The 17328-nt window shown below is 54.9% G+C and carries 17 protein-coding genes and 1 tRNA gene; 7 read left to right on the forward strand and 11 right to left on the reverse strand.

Annotated elements, in window-relative coordinates:
• Nucleotides 1-12 precede the first annotated feature (12 nt).
• Nucleotides 13-88 (reverse strand) — tRNA-Lys (locus ML540_RS12515).
• Nucleotides 89-382: 294 nt separating this feature from the next.
• On the opposite strand from ML540_RS12515, the gene ML540_RS12520 reads away from it, so the two are divergent.
• From ML540_RS12520 to ML540_RS12530, 3 genes are read left to right on the forward strand one after another with little or no spacing between them, the layout of a single operon-like run.
• A complete protein-coding gene (locus ML540_RS12520; RefSeq protein WP_243361569.1) occupies nucleotides 383-1492 on the forward strand; it encodes a PSP1 domain-containing protein in 1110 nt (369 codons plus the stop codon).
• 2 nt (nucleotides 1493-1494) lie between these two features.
• Nucleotides 1495-3444: a methionine--tRNA ligase gene (gene metG, locus ML540_RS12525; RefSeq protein WP_243361571.1), complete on the forward strand. Its 1950-nt coding sequence runs from the start codon at nucleotides 1495-1497 to the stop codon at nucleotides 3442-3444.
• Nucleotides 3445-3466: 22 nt separating this feature from the next.
• Nucleotides 3467-4855, forward strand: coding sequence for an MFS transporter (locus ML540_RS12530; RefSeq protein WP_243361573.1), 1389 nt, complete (start codon nucleotides 3467-3469; stop codon nucleotides 4853-4855).
• 90 nt (nucleotides 4856-4945) lie between these two features.
• Here ML540_RS12530 and der read toward each other — a convergent pair whose 3' ends face one another.
• From der to ML540_RS12565, 7 genes are all read right to left on the reverse strand, one after another.
• On the reverse strand, nucleotides 4946-6592 hold the full coding sequence (der, locus tag ML540_RS12535) for a ribosome biogenesis GTPase Der (RefSeq protein WP_341482658.1): 1647 nt from the start codon (nucleotides 6590-6592) through the stop codon (nucleotides 4946-4948).
• A 184-nt stretch (nucleotides 6593-6776) separates the two neighbouring features.
• The gene (locus ML540_RS12540) at nucleotides 6777-7328 is read right to left on the reverse strand and encodes a cysteine hydrolase family protein (RefSeq protein WP_243361575.1); all 552 of its coding nucleotides are present in this window, start codon (nucleotides 7326-7328) and stop codon (nucleotides 6777-6779) included.
• 96 nt (nucleotides 7329-7424) lie between these two features.
• Entirely contained in the window at nucleotides 7425-7775 is a 351-nt protein-coding gene (locus ML540_RS12545) for a cupin domain-containing protein (protein ID WP_243361577.1), read from the reverse strand.
• A gap of 62 nt (nucleotides 7776-7837) precedes the next feature.
• On the reverse strand, nucleotides 7838-8470 hold the full coding sequence (gene thiE, locus ML540_RS12550; protein ID WP_243361751.1) for a thiamine phosphate synthase: 633 nt from the start codon (nucleotides 8468-8470) through the stop codon (nucleotides 7838-7840).
• Between the two features lie 8 nt (nucleotides 8471-8478).
• Nucleotides 8479-9093: a sulfur carrier protein ThiS adenylyltransferase ThiF gene (thiF, locus tag ML540_RS12555; protein WP_243361579.1), complete on the reverse strand. Its 615-nt coding sequence runs from the start codon at nucleotides 9091-9093 to the stop codon at nucleotides 8479-8481.
• A gap of 124 nt (nucleotides 9094-9217) precedes the next feature.
• On the reverse strand, nucleotides 9218-10333 hold the full coding sequence (locus tag ML540_RS12560; RefSeq protein ID WP_243361580.1) for a tyrosine-type recombinase/integrase: 1116 nt from the start codon (nucleotides 10331-10333) through the stop codon (nucleotides 9218-9220).
• A 323-nt stretch (nucleotides 10334-10656) separates the two neighbouring features.
• Entirely contained in the window at nucleotides 10657-11472 is an 816-nt protein-coding gene (locus ML540_RS12565; protein WP_243361582.1) for a hypothetical protein, read from the reverse strand.
• Between the two features lie 366 nt (nucleotides 11473-11838).
• Here ML540_RS12565 and ML540_RS12570 point away from each other — a divergent pair, with 366 nt between their 5' ends.
• Nucleotides 11839-12345 (forward strand): hypothetical protein, encoded by a 507-nt coding sequence (locus tag ML540_RS12570; protein ID WP_243361584.1) that lies wholly within the window; start codon nucleotides 11839-11841, stop codon nucleotides 12343-12345.
• Between the two features lie 258 nt (nucleotides 12346-12603).
• Here ML540_RS12570 and ML540_RS12575 read toward each other — a convergent pair whose 3' ends face one another.
• Together ML540_RS12575 and ML540_RS12580 are read right to left on the reverse strand one after the other, a co-directional pair.
• Nucleotides 12604-12885, reverse strand: a complete 282-nt coding sequence (locus tag ML540_RS12575; RefSeq protein ID WP_243361585.1) for a GIY-YIG nuclease family protein — start codon at nucleotides 12883-12885, stop codon at nucleotides 12604-12606.
• Between the two features lie 3 nt (nucleotides 12886-12888).
• Nucleotides 12889-13083 (reverse strand): hypothetical protein, encoded by a 195-nt coding sequence (locus tag ML540_RS12580; RefSeq protein WP_243361588.1) that lies wholly within the window; start codon nucleotides 13081-13083, stop codon nucleotides 12889-12891.
• A gap of 219 nt (nucleotides 13084-13302) precedes the next feature.
• Between ML540_RS12580 and ML540_RS12585 the strand changes: the two genes are divergently transcribed.
• Nucleotides 13303-13638 (forward strand): hypothetical protein, encoded by a 336-nt coding sequence (locus ML540_RS12585; protein ID WP_243361591.1) that lies wholly within the window; start codon nucleotides 13303-13305, stop codon nucleotides 13636-13638.
• Between the two features lie 125 nt (nucleotides 13639-13763).
• Here the strand turns inward: ML540_RS12585 and ML540_RS12590 are convergent, their stop codons facing one another.
• Nucleotides 13764-14408: a hypothetical protein gene (locus ML540_RS12590; RefSeq protein WP_243361594.1), complete on the reverse strand. Its 645-nt coding sequence runs from the start codon at nucleotides 14406-14408 to the stop codon at nucleotides 13764-13766.
• Between the two features lie 323 nt (nucleotides 14409-14731).
• Between ML540_RS12590 and ML540_RS12595 the strand changes: the two genes are divergently transcribed.
• Nucleotides 14732-15781, forward strand: coding sequence for a ParB/RepB/Spo0J family partition protein (locus ML540_RS12595; RefSeq protein WP_243361596.1), 1050 nt, complete (start codon nucleotides 14732-14734; stop codon nucleotides 15779-15781).
• A gap of 2 nt (nucleotides 15782-15783) precedes the next feature.
• Entirely contained in the window at nucleotides 15784-17280 is a 1497-nt protein-coding gene (locus tag ML540_RS12600) for a radical SAM protein (protein WP_243361598.1), read from the forward strand.
• Nucleotides 17281-17328 lie beyond the last annotated feature (48 nt).

The raw sequence follows: 17328 nt of genomic DNA on the forward strand, positions 1-17328 counted from the left end.
TTTCTAACTTCCTGGTGGGCCATGTAGGACTCGAACCTACAACCAATGGATTAAGAGTCCACTGCTCTACCAATTGAGCTAATGACCCGCTTCGTTGCTGCCGGAGAAGTTCCCGTCAGCGCGGAAGGCGGTATTTACGCGTCTGCCCCCACCTTGTCAACACGGGTTGAAAAAATTTTTGAAAATTCTTCGCACCACCTCGAATGCACTGAATTTATTTTTCAAATTATTCCGTACGCCAACATTCCCATCCCGAGCCCCATCCCAGCCCCCTGCCGGAGCTGCGTCGATCCCCTAAGCATTTGAAGTTCCGGACGGCTTAGGCTAGAATGGCTTGTTTACGACATCTTCAACCGCCCGCCTCGGGCTTTCGGATACGACAATGAACACCATTCTGGGGCTCAGGTTCCGGGAAAACGGCCAGATATACTACTTCGACGCAGCCTCCCACGAGGCCCGCACCGGGCAGTACGTGCTGGTCAAGACCGAACAGGGAACCGCCATGGCCCGCGTGGCCTCCGTCCTGGACACCCTGCCCGCCGACGCCGAGCCAGGCGAGCTCAAGCCCATCCTGCGGCCTGCCCTCCCCGAGGACATGGCCCAGTACGAAGAGAACCGCGTCCTGGCCCGGGACGCCATCCGCCATTGCCGCGAGTGCATCCACGAACGCAACCTGGACATGAAGCTCGTGGATGTGGAAATCCTCCAGGACCGCTCCAAGATGATCTTCTACTTCACCGCTCCCGGGCGCATCGACTTCCGCGAACTGGTGAAGGACCTGGTCAAGGCCTACCGCACGCGCATCGAACTCAGGCAGATCGGCGTGCGCCACGAGACCCAGATGATCGGGGCCATCGGCAACTGCGGCCAGATGTGCTGCTGCGCGCGCTTCATCCGCAAGTTCCAGCCCGTGACCATCAAGATGGCCAAGGAACAGAACCTCTTCCTCAACCCCGCGAAAATTTCCGGCATGTGCGGCCGGCTCCTGTGCTGCCTGGCCTACGAGCAGGGCACCTACGAGGAGTTCCAGCGCCGCTGCCCCAAGATCGGCAAGAAATATCAGACCACCCAGGGCCCCATGAAGGTGCTGCGCTCCAACCTCTTCAGCGAGACCCTTTTCGTCTACACCGAAGGCGGCGAAGAGAAGGAACTCACCCTGGACGAATGGCGCACCATCGCGGGCGAGACCTGGACCCCCTACGTCACGCCGCAGCAGCAGCCGCAGAGCCGTCCACCGCAGCCGCCCAGGCAGGCCCCGCCCCAGCAGCAGGCCCGCCCGGCCCAGCAGAACGTGCCGGCCGAAGGCGTGGTGGCACCTGCTCCCGGCGCTTCCGCCGAACCTGTCTCCACCGACGGTGACGACGGAGAGGTGGTGGCCGAGGGGCAGCCCGAAGGGCAGCAGCAGGCCCGCCCCAAGCGCAAGCGCAAGCGCAAGCCCAAGTCCAGGCGCCCCGAAGGCACTCAGGCCCCAACGAACGATTCCGGAGAATAGCCGTGGACCGCTTCTACATCACCACGCCCATCTACTACGTCAACGCGCGGCCCCACCTGGGCCACGCCCACACCACCATCCTGGCCGACGCCATGGCCCGGTTCAACCGACTCATGGGCCGGGAGGTCCACTTCCTCACCGGCACCGACGAGCACGGCGACAAGATCGTCAAGGCAGCCGTTGCCTCGGGCAAGTCTCCCCAGGCCTACTGCGACGAGATCAGCGCCATCTTCAAGGACCTCTGGCCGCACCTGGGCGTCGAATATTCGCAGTTCATCCGCACCACCGATCCCGAGCACAAGCGCCTGGTCCAGAAGGCCCTGCAGAAGGTTTACGACTCCGGCGACATCTACTTCGGCGAGTACGGCGGCCACTACTGCTTCGGCTGCGAACGCTTCTACACCGAGAAGGAACTGGTGGACGGCTGCTGCCCGGACCACAAGACCAAGCCCGAATACATCGCCGAGAAGAACTACTTCTTCCGCATGAACAAATACCAGGACTGGCTGCTCGAACACATCAAGGCCAATCCCGAATTCATCCGTCCCGAGCAGTACAGGAGCGAGGTGGTGGCCCTCCTGGAGTCCGGCGCCCTGGAGGACCTCTGCATCTCCCGCCCTAAGTCCCGCCTGGAATGGGGCGTGGAGCTGCCCTTCGACACCGACTACGTGGCCTACGTCTGGTTCGACGCCCTGCTCAACTACCTCACCGCCCTCGGCTGGCCGGACGGCGAGCAGACGGCCAAATTCTGGCCCGCCGCCAACCACCTCATCGCCAAGGACATCCTCAAGCCCCACGCGGTGTTCTGGCCCACCATGCTGAAGGCCATGGGCATGGAGCCCTTCCAGCACCTGAACGTGCACGGCTACTGGCTCATCAAGGACACCAAGATGTCCAAGTCCCTGGGCAACGTAGTGGACCCGCTCTCGCTCAAGGACAAGTACGGCCTCTCGGGCTTCCGCTACTTCCTGCTGCGCGAGATGACCTTCGGTTACGACTCGTCGTTTTCCGAGGAAGCCCTGTGCGGCCGGTTCAACTCCGACCTGGCCAACGACCTGGGCAACCTGTTCAGCCGCGCCCTGGCCATGACCCACAAGTACTTCGGCGGGGGAGTCCCCCAGGCAGGGCTCGGCGGCCCGGATGAGGAAGAGCTCATCCTCATGGCCAAGGACGCCTGCCTGAACTTCCAGCGCCTCTTCGAGCGCTTCCAGACCGCCAAGGCCCTGGAAGCCCTGTGGGAGCTGGTGCGCGGGCTCAACAAGTACATCGACACCCAGGCCCCCTGGGCCCTGTTCAAGGAAAACAACGGCTCGCGCCTGGCCACGGTCATGTACAGCGTGCTCGAATGCATGCGCAAAGTGGCCGTGCATCTGCTGCCCGTCATGCCCGAGGCCGCCTCGGCCATGCTCGCCCAGTTGGGCCAGGACGGCGGCACCACCCTGAACCTCCAGGCCGAGGCCGAAGGCTGGGGACAGCTCTCGGCGGGCACCGCGGTGGCCAAGGCCTCCAATCTGTTCCCGCGCGTGGAGCCCCCCGCTCCCGCCGTCCCGGCCGAGCCCGCCCCCAAGGCCAAGGAGGCCAAGGCGGCCCCCTCCCCGGCTCCGGCCGCGCCCCAGGGACCCAAGGAGCCCATCGACTTCGAGGACTTCCAGAAAATCGACCTGCGCGTGGCCACCGTGATTTCCGCCGAGCCCGTGCCCAAGGCCGACAAGCTGCTGCTGGTGAAGCTCGACGCGGGCGACCCCGAGCCCCGACAGGTGGTGGCGGGCATCGCCGAGTTCTGGAAGCCCGAGGACCTGGTGGGCAGGCAGGTGGTCGTGGTGGCCAACCTGAAGCCCCGGAAGCTGCGCGGCGTTGAGTCGCAGGGCATGATCCTGGCCGTGAAGCAGGACGGCAGGCTCGAACTGCTGGCCCCGTCGGCCACGGTGGCGCCGGGGAGCGCGGTTTCATAACATCGTTGAATTCGTGAGCCCCATGGACGACGCCCGACGCCGCGCCCTCGCCACGCAGGCAGCCGTGGGGCTCGCCTCCTTCCTGACGCCCTTCGTGTACGGCGCGCTCTCGGTGGCCATGCCCACCATGGGCCGTCAGTTCGACTTCTCCCCCAGCCAGATGGCCATGGTGATGATGGTCCATCTGATTCTCTCCACGTCGTGCAACCTGCCCTTCGGCCGTCTTTCGGACCGCATCGGCCGCAAGCGGATATTCATGGCCGGGAGCCTTGTGTTCGCGGCCAGTTCACTCCTGGCGGCGTCTTCGAACACCGTGTGGCTTCTGGTAACGGCGCGCGCCCTGCAGGGGGTGGGTGACGCCATGACCTTCGGAGTGAGCGCGGCCATCCTGGTGTCGGCCGTTGCGCCCGAGCGCGTGGGCCGGGCCATGGGGGCGAACATCGCCTTCGTCTATGCGGGGCTGGCGCTCGGCCCGCTGATGGGCGGGGCGCTCACGGCGTATCTGTCCTGGCGGGTGATCTTTCTGCTCTCGTCGGCGGCGGGCGTGGCCGCGCTCATGCTCATCCAACGCGGCTACGAGGAAGCTTCGGTAAAGATGCCGGCAGGACTGGATCTGCCAGGCATAGCGCTGTACCTGCCGGCGCTTACGTCGCTCATCCTGGGCGTGAGCCTGCAGCCGTCCTGGGCTGGGCTTGGGCTCGTGGCATTGTCTCTGCCGCTCTTCAGGGCGTTGTACCGGGCCGAGTCCCGTATTGCCCGCCCGCTTCTGGACATCGCCTTCCTGCGCGGCCACCCAGGCTTCGACCTGGCGAACCTCGCCTCCACCCTGGGCTACGCGGCGGGATTCTCCACGAGTTTTCTGGTGAGCCTCCTGCTGCAAAGCGTCATGGGACTGTCCGCGAGCGAGGCCGGATACGTGCTCCTGGTGCAGCCCCTGGCCATGGCCATGGCCTCGCCCGTGGCGGGAATGCTCTCGGACAGATTCCATCCGGGAAAAGTCGCCGCAACGGGGCTTTGCGTCCTGTGCCTTGGGATGTTCGCCCTGGCTGGTCTGGGTGCGGATGCGCAACTCTCCCGGGTGGCCTGGCTGCTCGGGCTGGCCGGTCTCGGGTTCGCACTGTTCGTGTCGCCTAACATCCACGCCATCATGCAAAGCTCGGACGCGCCGCACATGGGCATGGCCTCGGGGCTCCTGGCCACCATGCGGGGGTTCGGCATGTGCCTGTCGCTGTCCGTGACGGGGATCGTGCTGGCCCTGTTCGTGGGGCAGATGGAGGCCGCGCGGGCCGGGGCGGAGATCCTGCCGGCGCTGAGGACGTGCTTCATCCTGGCCGGGCTGACCGGCAGCGCGGCGGCCTGGGTGTCCTGGCGCGGGGCCACGGCCGGACGAAACGCACCAGACAAGCAATGAACCGCTCCCTGGCGGACTGACATCCTCGCCACCCGGATTGCGCAAAGCGCCGCCACGACGGATGCGCCGTGGCGGGCGGGGATTGTTCCGCTATCCCTTGCGGCCGGGCCTTCCGGCCCGGGGCTTGGGCGAGCGCGCCTTTCCGGACGACCGGGGTTTGTCCGAGCGAGGCTTATCGGAGCGGGGCCTGTCGGACTGAGGCTTGCCGGACCTGGGTTTGCGGGTCTGCGGCGCGTCGGCCTGGGGCGCGTCCGACCGGGGCTGATCGGCCTTGGGCTTGACCGTCCTGGGCTTCGCGGCCTCGGGTTTGCCCGCCTGCGTTTTTTCCGCCTGGGGCTTCATGATCTGCGACCTGGGCGTGCGCGGCTTGGCGCCCGGCCTGGTGGATCCGGGCCTGGGCCTCTCGATGATCTCCCCATCCTCGCCCCGCTGGCGGCTGCCCCTGAACAGGAGCTTCACCGGCGCGTGCCGGATGCCGAAGAGCTTGCGCAGCTGGTTCTCCAGGAACCGGGCGTAGCTGGCCTTTATCTTTTCGGGATCGTTGACGAAAAAGACGAAAGTGGCCGGCACCGTGTCGGTCTGGGTGAGGTAGTAGAATTTGGGGCGCTTGCCCTTGACCAGGGGCGGCTGGTGGCGCTCCACGGCCTCGCGCAGGAGCCTGTTGAGCGCGCCGGTGCCCACGCGGATGTGGCATTCGGTGCGGATGGCCTGGGCCGTGGGCAGCACGTCCCTGAGCCCTTTGCCGGTTTCGGCCGAGAGAAACAGCACCGGCACGTGGGGGCAGATGCGCAGTTCCTGGCTCATCTCCTGCTTGAGGGCGGCCAGGCCCTTGGCATCAACGAGGTCGATCTTGTTGATGGCGATGAGGAAGGGGACCTTCTCCTTGTCGAGATAAGCAATGAGGCGCTTGTCCTGCATGGCCAGTCCGCCGGGGCCGTCGATCACCAGGATGGTCACGTCGGCGCGCTTGCCGCTGCCCAGCGCAGTGAGGCTGGCGATGCGCTCAAGCTGGTCCTCGATCCTGGTCTTGCGCCTCACTCCGGCGGTGTCCACGAACACGTAGCGCTTGCCGTCCTTCTCGAAGCGCACGTCCACGGCGTCGCGGGTGGTTCCGGCCACGTCGCTGACGATGAGGCGGTGGTCACCCACCAGGGAGTTGATGATGGAGCTCTTGCCCGCATTGGGGCGGCCCAGCATGGAGAAGGTCAGCTCCGCTTCGAGCTTGGCCTCGGGTTCTTCGATTTCCGGCAAGCGGGCGATGATGTCGTCCACCATGGTACGCATGCCGAAGCCATGCTCGGCCGAAACCGGGGCCAGGTCCAGGCCCAGGGAGTGGAAGTCCGCCGTGTAGAGCGCTTCCTTCTCGCCGCCGTCCACCTTGTTCACGGCCACCAGCACCGGCTTGCCGGACTGGCGCAGAAGCTGCGCCACGCGCTCGTCCTCGCTGGTGATGCCCTCGCGCCCGTCCACCACCAGAAGCACCAGATGGGCGGACTCCACGGCGCGCCGGGCCTGCTCGAGGACGTCCACTTCCAGGCCCTGGGGGTCTTCCAGGGTGAGGCCGCCTGTGTCGATCAAGTTCACCGGCACGCCCGCCAGCACGGCCTGGCCCTCCAGGCGGTCGCGGGTGACGCCGGGGCGGTCGTGGGTGATGGCCTTGCGTTTGCGCAGCAGACGGTTGAAGAGCGTGGACTTGCCCACGTTGGGGCGGCCGATGATGGCGAGGGTGGCTGGCATGATGGTTGGCCTTCTTGCGTGCGGCGGACGTGCCTACGCCCCCGGTGCGCGTCTTAAGGACGCTGGATGTTTGGAGCTTCCGGCGGGCAAAGGGCTTTGCCCTCTGGATTCCCCTCGCCGGGGGATTTTACCGGGGACGCGTTCTTTGCCTCATGGGGGGGTAAGAGTCAACCGGAATGAGCCCTTACCCCAGTGACGCGGCCATGTCCTTCACACCGGTCACGTCCGCGTACACGGCCGCAAGCGCGGCCATGAACGAAGCCTGCACGTGCGCCGCATGCACCTTCACGTGCCCGAACTCCAGCTCGCGCGTGGCGCAGGCGTCGGCCAGCACCACGCACTGGTAGCCCAGGTCGAAGGCCGCCCGCGTGGTGGCGTCCACGCACATATGGGTCATCATGCCCACGATGCACAACCGCTTCACGTTGAACTCGTCCAGTTTGTCCTGGAGCGCGGTGCCCCGGAACGAATTGGGGAAATGTTTCTGGATGACCGTTTCGCCATCCTTTGGGGCCACGAACGGATGGAACTCCACGCCCGGCGTGCCGGGGACGAGGAACGCAGCTCCGGACCGGGCCGCGAGGTGCTGCACGTGGATCACCGGCCAGCCCTTTTCGCGAAACCACCCGAGCGCGCGCCCGGCCTTGGCCGCGGCCGCCTCGGAGCCCGAGAGCTCCATGGCCCCGCCGGGGAAATAGTCCATCTGGATGTCGATGACGACGAGAGCGGTGTTCACGCATTCACTCCTGCTGTCGCTAAAATAACACGGGCCACGGCCGCAGCCCGGCCCCGGCGCTGCCCGGAACCGGGGATGCCCCGCGGCGCAACGCCGCTACAGTTCCGGCGCGCCGGAGGGGACCAGGCAGATGAGCACCAGCGGCTCGCTGCCGGTGTTTTTGATCTGATGTTCCTCGTTCGGCGCAACCAGCACCACGCTGCCGGGGCCCACCGGATTCCACGTGCCGCCGCCGAACACCTCGCCCTTGCCGCTGTGGTAGAACATCTCGTGCTCCCAGGCGTGGGTGTGCCTGGGGGTGTGCCCGCCGGGCGCGATCTCGAACATGCGCATGCAGAAGTTGGGGGCACCGTCATCCTTGCCGATGAGAATCCTCCCGGCCACACCCTTGACGGCGTCGCTCTCGAAATGCCTGGCCTCCACGTCGCTTGCGATCTTGATCTCCACGGGTCCTCCGAATGGCGGCGGGCCTCACACCCGGCGCTGCGTTGCAGGTGAAACCGGCGGGCCTAGCCCTTCATGATGGACAAAAGCGAACGCACCTTGCCTGCGATGTCCTGCGCGCCCACGATTTCCGTGACCAGGCAGGCCATGTGCGCCCCGCGCCCGCGCACCTCGGCCAGATTGTGCTCCTTGATGCCGCCGATGGCCACGAAGGGCATGGGGATATGCTCAACCACGTAATCGAGGTATTCGAAGCCCACCGGGTCGCACACGTCCTTTTTGGTCTTGGTGGCGAAGATGGGGCCCACGCCCAAGTAGTCCACCACGCCCGAGGTCTGGGCCGCGCGCGCCTGGGTGGGGCCGTGCGTCGAGAGCCCGATGATCCTACCCGGCCCCAGGAGCCTGCGCACCGCCGCGGGCGGCAGGTCTTCCTGGCCGATGTGCACGCCGTCGGCGTCCACCATCATGGCCAGGTCCACATGGTCGTTTATGATGAAGGTGGCGCCCGCCTGCCGGGTCATCTCCCGGATGAGCTGGCATTCACCATACATCGCGCCGGATTTCTTGTCCTTCTCGCGGTACTGGACCACCTTGATCCCGGCGTCCAGCAGTTCGCGACAGACATCCGGATTGGAGCGGCCCAGGGAGTGCTCCTCCGAGAGGATGGCGTAGATGCCTCCGGCCAGAAAATTTCGCATGGAATGGTTCACTGCCGCCTCCCGAGGGCGTGTTCAAGCACAAGGTCCGCCTGCTTGGCCGCCGCGATGGTGACGCAGGGCGACAGGGGCGGACACGTTGGGGAGACCTGCGAGACCAGGTCGCCCACCACGTAGAAATCGTCCTTCATCCGGTGGGTCTTGATGCGGTCCGCGTCGCCGCAGCCGGCAAGGCCCGAGGCCGCCACCAGGAACTTGCCCGACCCGAGAAACGCCTCCACGATCATGCGTTTGGCGTGGGCCGCGTCGAAGGCTTCGACCACCACGTCGCGGTCTTCGAAGAGTTCGCGCACGTTGTCCGGCGTCACCTCGGCCTGCACCGCCCGGACGTTCGCCTCCGGGTTGATGGCCAGCAGGTTCTCGCGAAGCGCCTCCACCTTGGGGCTCCCCACCTGCCGGGCAAAGAAGAACTGACGGTTCAGGTTGCTCGCATCCACCGTGTCGTTGTCCACCACGACGAAATCGGCAAAGCCCGAGCGCACGAGCATCCAGGCGCAGTTGGAGCCAAGCCCGCCAGCCCCGGCGATGCCCACGCGCACCGAGCGTATCCTCTCAAGGTCGTCCGGCCCAAGATAGCGGCACAGTCCCTGTCCGAACGGATTCATGCGTCCATCCTACAGGTACTGCCAATGCATTTCACGAGCGCATATCGCTGAAATGACGTATTTTTTTTCATTTCACCCAATGTGGAATTCCGCCCATGTGTGGAATCCCGCTAGCCTCGGATGGTTAGTTTAACGCATCAACAGCAGATTGCAACACGTCTGTATTCAAGTGAGCGTATTTTTCGGTAGTCTTTATTGACTTATGACCCAACAGCTTTTGTATTCTGTAAAGATCAACCCCCTTATCCACAAGGCGGGAAGCAAAGGTATGCCTACATGCATGGTAGCAAAACTCGATATCATCAATTTTTAAATCACGCTTAATATAGCGCATATACATTTCTGCGCGGTGATGTGTAAGAGGAAATGGCCTGTCAGGATATTCCCCCTGACGTCTTTGAAGAATTTCCCTAACGCGTTTCGTCAATGGAATATTGCGAGGCTTCTTATTCTTAATTTTTGAAGGGTCACGTAAAATAATCGCATTTCCACCATAGTCGATGTTGTCGGAGTAAGTGAGATAAAGGGCCTCGCCGAGACGAAGACCAGTATCCAACAAGAATAGAAACAATTCTGAAACAATCCTGTACGTTTCAGTACCTTTACTGAGAGCATGAGCAACAAAAGCTTGCTCTTCCTCCTTGGAAATCACACGCAACCTACCACCAACCTCGGAAGCCATCTTTACATAAGGCACCGAGGAAATGGCATTCAACTCCCTATGCATGATATTGAGCATCTTCCGAAGGGTGGCCATATATCTGTTGGCGGTCATTTGTGATATCCCGCGATCCTTGACCAACTGATCACGCATGTCGCTAATGACCGGAGCAGTCATATCGCTCAGATACGGTGTGTTATTCTTCAGTACTTTTCGCGCGGCCTCCTCCAAATAATTCAGGTGAGTCCGGTAGTGATACGGTGTCCCAAGACGACTGAAATGCTTATTGAATGCCTTGTCAGCAGCTTCTTTGAACGTGAGGCCTTTCGTCTTGATGGATACGGTTTTCGGCTCAGCCATCTTCTTTGGCTTAACGAACTCCGCAACTACCGACTTAATGTACAGCTCCACCGACTCGACGGAAGCTCCTTGCTCCAGCATCTGCCTAGCATGGTGCTTAACTGTCTTCTCGACAATGGACGCAGCCGTAGCGTCCTGAGTGTGAATCAGGAAGTTAAATCTATTGCCATAGATTAAAAGCTGGCAATAGTAGCCGTTCGTTCTTGTTGACAAAGACATGTCACTTCCTCACATCCCAGCAAGAACCAATTGCCATTTTTAATCAATATAGCCAGCACGACAGCCACAAACCCACTCTGTTTAGCTAGCAAAGCAATCGCTCAAGTCACTTTCCGCCCTTGCAGTTAAGAAAATCACCCAACACCACGCATTGACAGGCTAATATGCGCAAATAGCGACAACCACTTACGCCGACAAAAGCAACATTGCCGCACATGACAGCCAACAAGGAAACCCACATCTAACGCATCACACACACATAAAACAACGAAGTGAGCGCCCCCCCCACAACATCTACATATTAACAAATACCCCTCGACGCCCTATAAGTATTCTGTGCATCTAACAAACCTTTCAAAGACAAACCCCAGACACAATCTCCCATAATGCGTCAAAGTGTATTGTTTTATTTTTGGCCTATCAGGATCATTCGAAACCACTAACACTCGCCTTTTTTCCAGACTATTAAGTGTTCCATACAAATTATTCCTGTCGAGTTCCCATTTCTCTGACATTTGCTTGACAGTATAAAACTTACCAAAATCAAGATACATCGAGATTAGAATAGAAAGAGTCTTAATATTTATATTGCCAAAAGCCATCGACACATCATTGCCCTGATCTATGTCATCAATAATATCCGGAGAAATACCGTCACGTAGAAGCCTATCCCTCAAAACAACCGGCATGTTCTTGCCCAACCGAGAAACCGCATCTAACGGCAAGCCATCACTGTCAAATTCAACTCTTACCAGCTCAAGCAAATTAACGTTCTCATTCGATATTGATTTCAAAAGCCCGCTAACAGTGTTTAAAAATCTAGACCTAAATATTGTCACAAAATCTTTTGACCTCAACAACCCAGAAATCATAGGTACCGGCAAACCCAACTCCACTAAACTGGCAAAACATTCTGTGTTAATTGACACAACGTCATGCATAGTAAACGGTTCATCCGACAGATATGCCATGATAATGTATCGTAATTTAGTATATAAAATTTTATCATTCTCTATTCTGGAAATTATAGTTTCATGCTGATCTTGAGGTATCTTGTCTTTTACCTTGTTAAACACCAAAAGCAAATTATACTTAATACCCCTCTCTGAATAGAAATCCTGCATACTCTCGTCAGACATATTGGTACCCGCGCGCTACCCATCCCTTTGTCACCAAATACTTGTCAGTCAGAAAAAAAACTTGCAATTAAATTCCCCTTCTCAAACGACAGAGACCGCAAGCAAACCATAATCTCCGAAAATTACATAACGCCCCCACCTAGGTTTGGCAAGATAAATTGTCAAAAAAAATATTTTGTCTGTGCGTTGACAGACAAACTGCGCGTGATTAACTTTTTGCACACAAGGAGGACGAACTAACTTTTGCCCCGGTCGCGCGTTGGCCGGGCATCAAGGAGTTCTCCGATGAAAACAGAACTAACCTAGGGTCCTAACCTGAACAACGGAGGCACCGAGATCAAACCTAATACCCCTAGGAGGGGCAAAATGAACTCGCAAAACGACGATTTTAGTCAGAAGATTTCCGAGGCCTTCCAGATCGTAAAGGGTGTCAAAAAGGCCCACGAGGAACTGAAGGCATTCACCTCCAAGCCCGGCATGGTGCAAGTACATGCGTTGAACGCCCGCTTTGGCATCACCCCACGCATGACTGGCCGCGAGGTGTTAATTGCAGGCTTGGTCGCTCTGGCTGGCTTTGGCGAGAGCGAATCTGCGGTGAAAGGCTTCAAGAAGTGGGTTGCCAGTAAGTACGGAAAAGTTGACCCGAATGGGCTCTGGGTGGCCCTTATTGCAGCCTACATGGATGAGCATGGAGGGACCAAGGTTGATGCGAAAGCTGCCCTGAAAGCCGAGGGAAAACGCATCGCCAAGACAATCAAGGCCAACAACCCGGACACGAAGACCCTGCTGGCCGAAATGGCTGCCATGAAGGCCGAACTGGCCATCAAAGGGAAAAATGGTCCCGAGGCTAGTGCACCCATCCCGGCAGAGTAGTAAGCCATTACCTACATAAAAATAGAGCCCTGTGGCTAGATTGCCACGGGGCTCAATTGTTTCCGTTGAAATATCATTGTACCCATCCTCGTGGCCACGGAAAGCATCCTGAGCATATGGGCGACCTATTCGCCCTTGGACAACACAACCTGCCAATCGGGACACCTCGCTTGAACCACCCTCTCAGTTCTTCAACGCAGAACGCTCTCCTCGCCCTGATGGATCATGCGGTGACAGTTGCATTAAACACTTTGTTGCCTAGTAAATTATCGCGCTACTATACTCTAACTCTAGTATACTTAAATGCTCAATCTTCTTTTCCCGTGGCATGCGTTTCACCAACCACTCAATCTTGCAAGCTTCTGACCTAGATTGCACTTCAATGCTGACTGCCAGCCGAATAGGACGACGAGTTCGCGTGTATTTAGCGCCTCCAGGAAGCATCCCATTATGCTCGTTCAGTCTTCGCGTAATGTCACTCGTAACCCCACAATACAGCGTATCGTCTGAGCAAGTTACAATGTAAACATACCAAGTCATTGGCTAAATACTATTAAGCTTGAAACAATTATTCTGATCATGTTCAAGAAGAGCCTTGATCCTTTCATCAATCATTGAAATCTCTCGTTCTATCCGTGTTCTCTCCCGAACCAATTCCCCTTTGCGGGCAAAGTGGGCGAGCAAAGGACCAACAACTTCGCGATCAAGATTTTGTAGGCCAGGTGGTTTAGAACTCATGGAACATCCTTCGAGTCTTGTTCGGTGAATACGAGTGGGACCTCAGGAAAACCAAAACATAACTGAAAGTCAAATATTTTGCCAAACTCGACAATCAGCATGTGATCATATGTATAGTTGCTGATATTTCAATTGAAATCCCAGGAATAACACTTGACTGATTCATGCCATATCGTATGAATAGGCTTCTTGTTTTTAAACAAAATGGAGGCTCAAAATATGCCCGCGAAGAAAGGTGAGAAGATCGAAGCCAAGTATGACGGTGAAAAGCTTTACGCTCTGATCAAAGAAGGCAAAACCATTCCTGAGATCATGGTGGCTTTGAACGTGAAGTCGAAGCCCACGCTCATGAACCACCTCATGAAACTCATGAACGAGAAGAAGGAATTCCTGGAAATTGCCGGTGCCAGCACTAGGACCAGGTCGACCTCGCCTGTCTACAAGAAGGGCAGGATTGTTCTCAGCGCGAATATGCTCACAGGTATCGAGTTCGAGGAAGGACAGAAGTTCGTGGTGAAAAAGACCGAGGATGGATTGAAGCTGAAGATGGCTTAAGATTTCGGTAAACGACGATGCTTACGGGGCCGGGGCTAATCGCCTCGGTCCTTTTAATTACTTCCGCAGCGCCTTAAAATCATTTGACATAATGAATCACTTGCTCAATGCAACCGAGCTCTAAATCACTTTGACCTTGATTTATCAATGCGGATTTCAGCATTTTTAAAAACAATATAGCAACAAAACAAATGAAGAAACAAAGAAAGCATAAAAATTGTAAGCGCACCAGGAGGACAATTAAAAATCAGTTTTAGCCATAAATAGCAATAAAAGCCATCGATAATTGAAAAAGTAGCACAAATCCAGTACATGGAATGACGTCCAGAAAGACGTGGCCTGTCGATTGAGTCAGATAAAACCTGTATTTCTGACAAATTTTCCGCATATAATTCATAATAATAGTGGCGAATTCCATTTACAGTGCGTGCATATAGTATTGAAGACACATTCAAGTTTATGATATAAACCATAACCAGGAAGCCAACTGCAAACAAGCAAAAACTCAAAACGCCTCCATAATGAACAAAATCCAAAGACAAGCCACCTAAATTGGAAGCGTATTTGTCGGAGCCGAACACTTTAAAGGCGCCAATTACGGGCAATGGCAATGCAATCAATAGAAGATAGTATCTGAAAAAATTAGATATTTGAGTCTTTGCATTGAAATGCGCGCTTGCAATGTTGTTGTACTCTGCCAGCAAAAAATCTTCAAATCTCTCGTCCTTATTCTTTTCAGGGGAAACAATGTCAGGCTTGTTAATTTCCATATCCGAATTCTCCACCTAACCTTGGGCAGTAAAATGCAATTTTCAAATGATACTCACAAATAAGACCGACAGTCAACGGACCGACTAAGGATAGATGCCGTGGAACATCTCGGATATAAACAAAATTGTATAAAATTTCTTCCAACGAGCAGCAGCCGACGGCAGCTCAGTGAATTAACTAGTGCCAAATCGGCTAACATGCCGATATTACCGAAAAAAGAATAAGACTTGCCATGAGTCACTAAAAATGAGTCACACAGAGGGCTTGAATCTAAGGGCACTTTAGGTTAGCCAACTCCTAACGCTGCAATCGTGGAGGAAATGTGAACGCGACTGGCTTTTGTCTTTCTGATGTTGAAAAAGTATCTGTAAAAATTGAAGATTTATTCCTCGATGTCAGGAATCCGCGTTTCCATGGGGAGACCGACCTGGAATTGATTGAAACGGATGATATTTTTGACCTACGCAACCAAGAGATTATTCGACAGTACATCTTAAAAAAGTATGCGGCATCTGAAATTGTAGATTCGATACTTGAAGTCGGCTTTGTCCCTGTTGACCTAGTCGTAGTCGAAGCGGTTGGAGACAAATATATAGTAGTCGAAGGAAATCGCAGGGTTACTGCAATAAAAACGATTCATGGCAATATTCAACGGAAAGATGTCTTGGCAAATGATGATGTTTTGCGTTCAATTACAGAGTTTGAAGTCCTCAAAATATCTTCTAACAAAGGCGATGCAGACCTTAAAAAATGGATTCTTCAGGGGATTAGACATGTCTCCGGAGTTAGGCAGTGGGGTCCCTACCAGCAGGCAATGTTAATTCATGAACTATACTACAGACATGGCTTAAAATTCAAAGACATTGGCAAAACAATAGGAGTTCACTTCAACAGAGTGTCGACAATGCTTCGAGCGTATTTAGCCATTCTCCAGATGAAACAATTTGATGAATACAAAGAGTTTGCTCATGCAAATCTGTTTAGTCATTTCGAACAGGCGTACATAAAAAAGTCGATCAGAGACTGGATGGAATGGAACGATGAGCTTCATGAGTATACAAACAAGGAGAACCTTCTCAAATTTTACGATTTAATCATTGGCAAAAACAAAAAACAACCCGTAATGTCTCGAAATGTACGAGACGATCTGCCATTAATATACGAAAACAAGGATGTATTTGAAGATGTTATGAATAGCAAAATCACAGTAGACGAGGCTCGGAAAAAAATCATTAAGACTGGAAACAGCTTAATGATCACAGAATTACTTATGAAGTGTCTCGACTCGGTGAAAGCTGCCGCAAAGTCTGGAGCCCTCAAGAATGAACACCTTGAAATCATATCAAAAATTCAAGAAGTAACAAGTATTTAACAATGAAAATTTTACTCGTTGAACCGAAGTCAAGCACGACATACCCCCCGCTTGGATTGATGAAGATCGCCACTTATCACAAATTAAAGGGCGACGAGGTTAGCTATGTAATCGGAAAAGACGCTAAGTCCTATTCACAGTTCTGGGACGTCATCTATCTGACAACAGTATTTACATACGACCTCAAACAAGCGGTTGAAACAATCAACTTTTACTCTAAAAATCTATTCAATTTCAAAAATCTCAGGGTTGGCGGTGTGGCAGCAACTTTGATGCCAGATTTTATTGAGAAAAGAACAGGAATAAAACCCCACATTGGCCTTTTGAATCAAGATGATGAGTTCCTAAAAGAACTCGCTAACACGGACAAGCGATTCTTCTATCTTAAAGAGTGCAATCCATCCATCGACAATCTGCCCCCAGACTACTCAATCTTCCCCGAAGACACAAAATACAAAAAAATCATAGATAACAGCTACTTTTTATATGCTACAAAAGGGTGTCCAAATAAATGTGACTTTTGCGCAGTGAAGCAACTTGAGCCTGAATCCGTAGACTACATACCAATCGTGCCGCGTATTGACTACATAAAAGACAACTTTGGAGAGAGGCCCAACATCACCTTTCTTGACAATAACATTGCCGCATCAACGTCGTACACTAAAATTATTTCGGAGATAAAAAGCACTGGCTTTGAAGTGGGCGCAACCTTTGAATACAAAAAATCCGGAAAGACATTCAGGAAGAAGCGTGCTGTTGACTTCAATCAAGGGGTTGATGCCCGCTTGATGGATGAAAACAAAATGGAATTGATTTCTGGGATTTGCATTAACCCCCTTCGGCTAGCTTTTGACGACATTAAGTACAAAGATACTTACACGAGCAAAGTAAAACTGGCGATCTCAAAAGGTGTGCTAGATATTTCAAATTACATGCTATTTAACCATAGGGACACTCCAAAGGATCTTTACCAAAGGATGCTGATCAACACGAAGATCAAAGAAGAGCACCCTGAGATTAGAATCTTTTCATTTCCGATGCGCTACAGTCCTGTGCTAAAAACAGACAGAAGGCATGTAGGAAAGTTTTGGCATCGACGCCAGATACGAGCGTTCCAGTTGATACTAAATGCTACGCATGGCATCGTTTCTCACAAGCCTAACTTTTTTTACAGAGCATTTGGACTTAATTTAGAGAAATTTCTTCAACTTCTTTCGATGCCCTTTAGATACATAATCAACAGGGATTTGTTTGAATTTGGAATTCCTGAGAGTTTTATCGATTGGGAGTTGAAATATACTTTGCTGAGCGAAAATGAAAAGGCACAACTACTTGAGGTCCTAGAGTCAGGCGATGTAAACATGGCCACTAACGAAAACTGTCGCCTTGGTACAGTCCTGGAGCACTATAAAAATGACAGTAGCGTTGTTATTCCGAAAGAACGTTTGCCAGAAGAAAGAGAGCTGTTCTCAAAGAGGATTTCGCAACTAGCAGTCTAAAGATCGCTTAGAGCTGGCTCAGACAAATGTACCCTGGAAGTCCTAATC

Source organism: Fundidesulfovibrio terrae (assembly GCF_022808915.1).
GTDB classification, from domain to species: Bacteria; Desulfobacterota; Desulfovibrionia; order Desulfovibrionales; family Desulfovibrionaceae; genus Fundidesulfovibrio; species Fundidesulfovibrio terrae.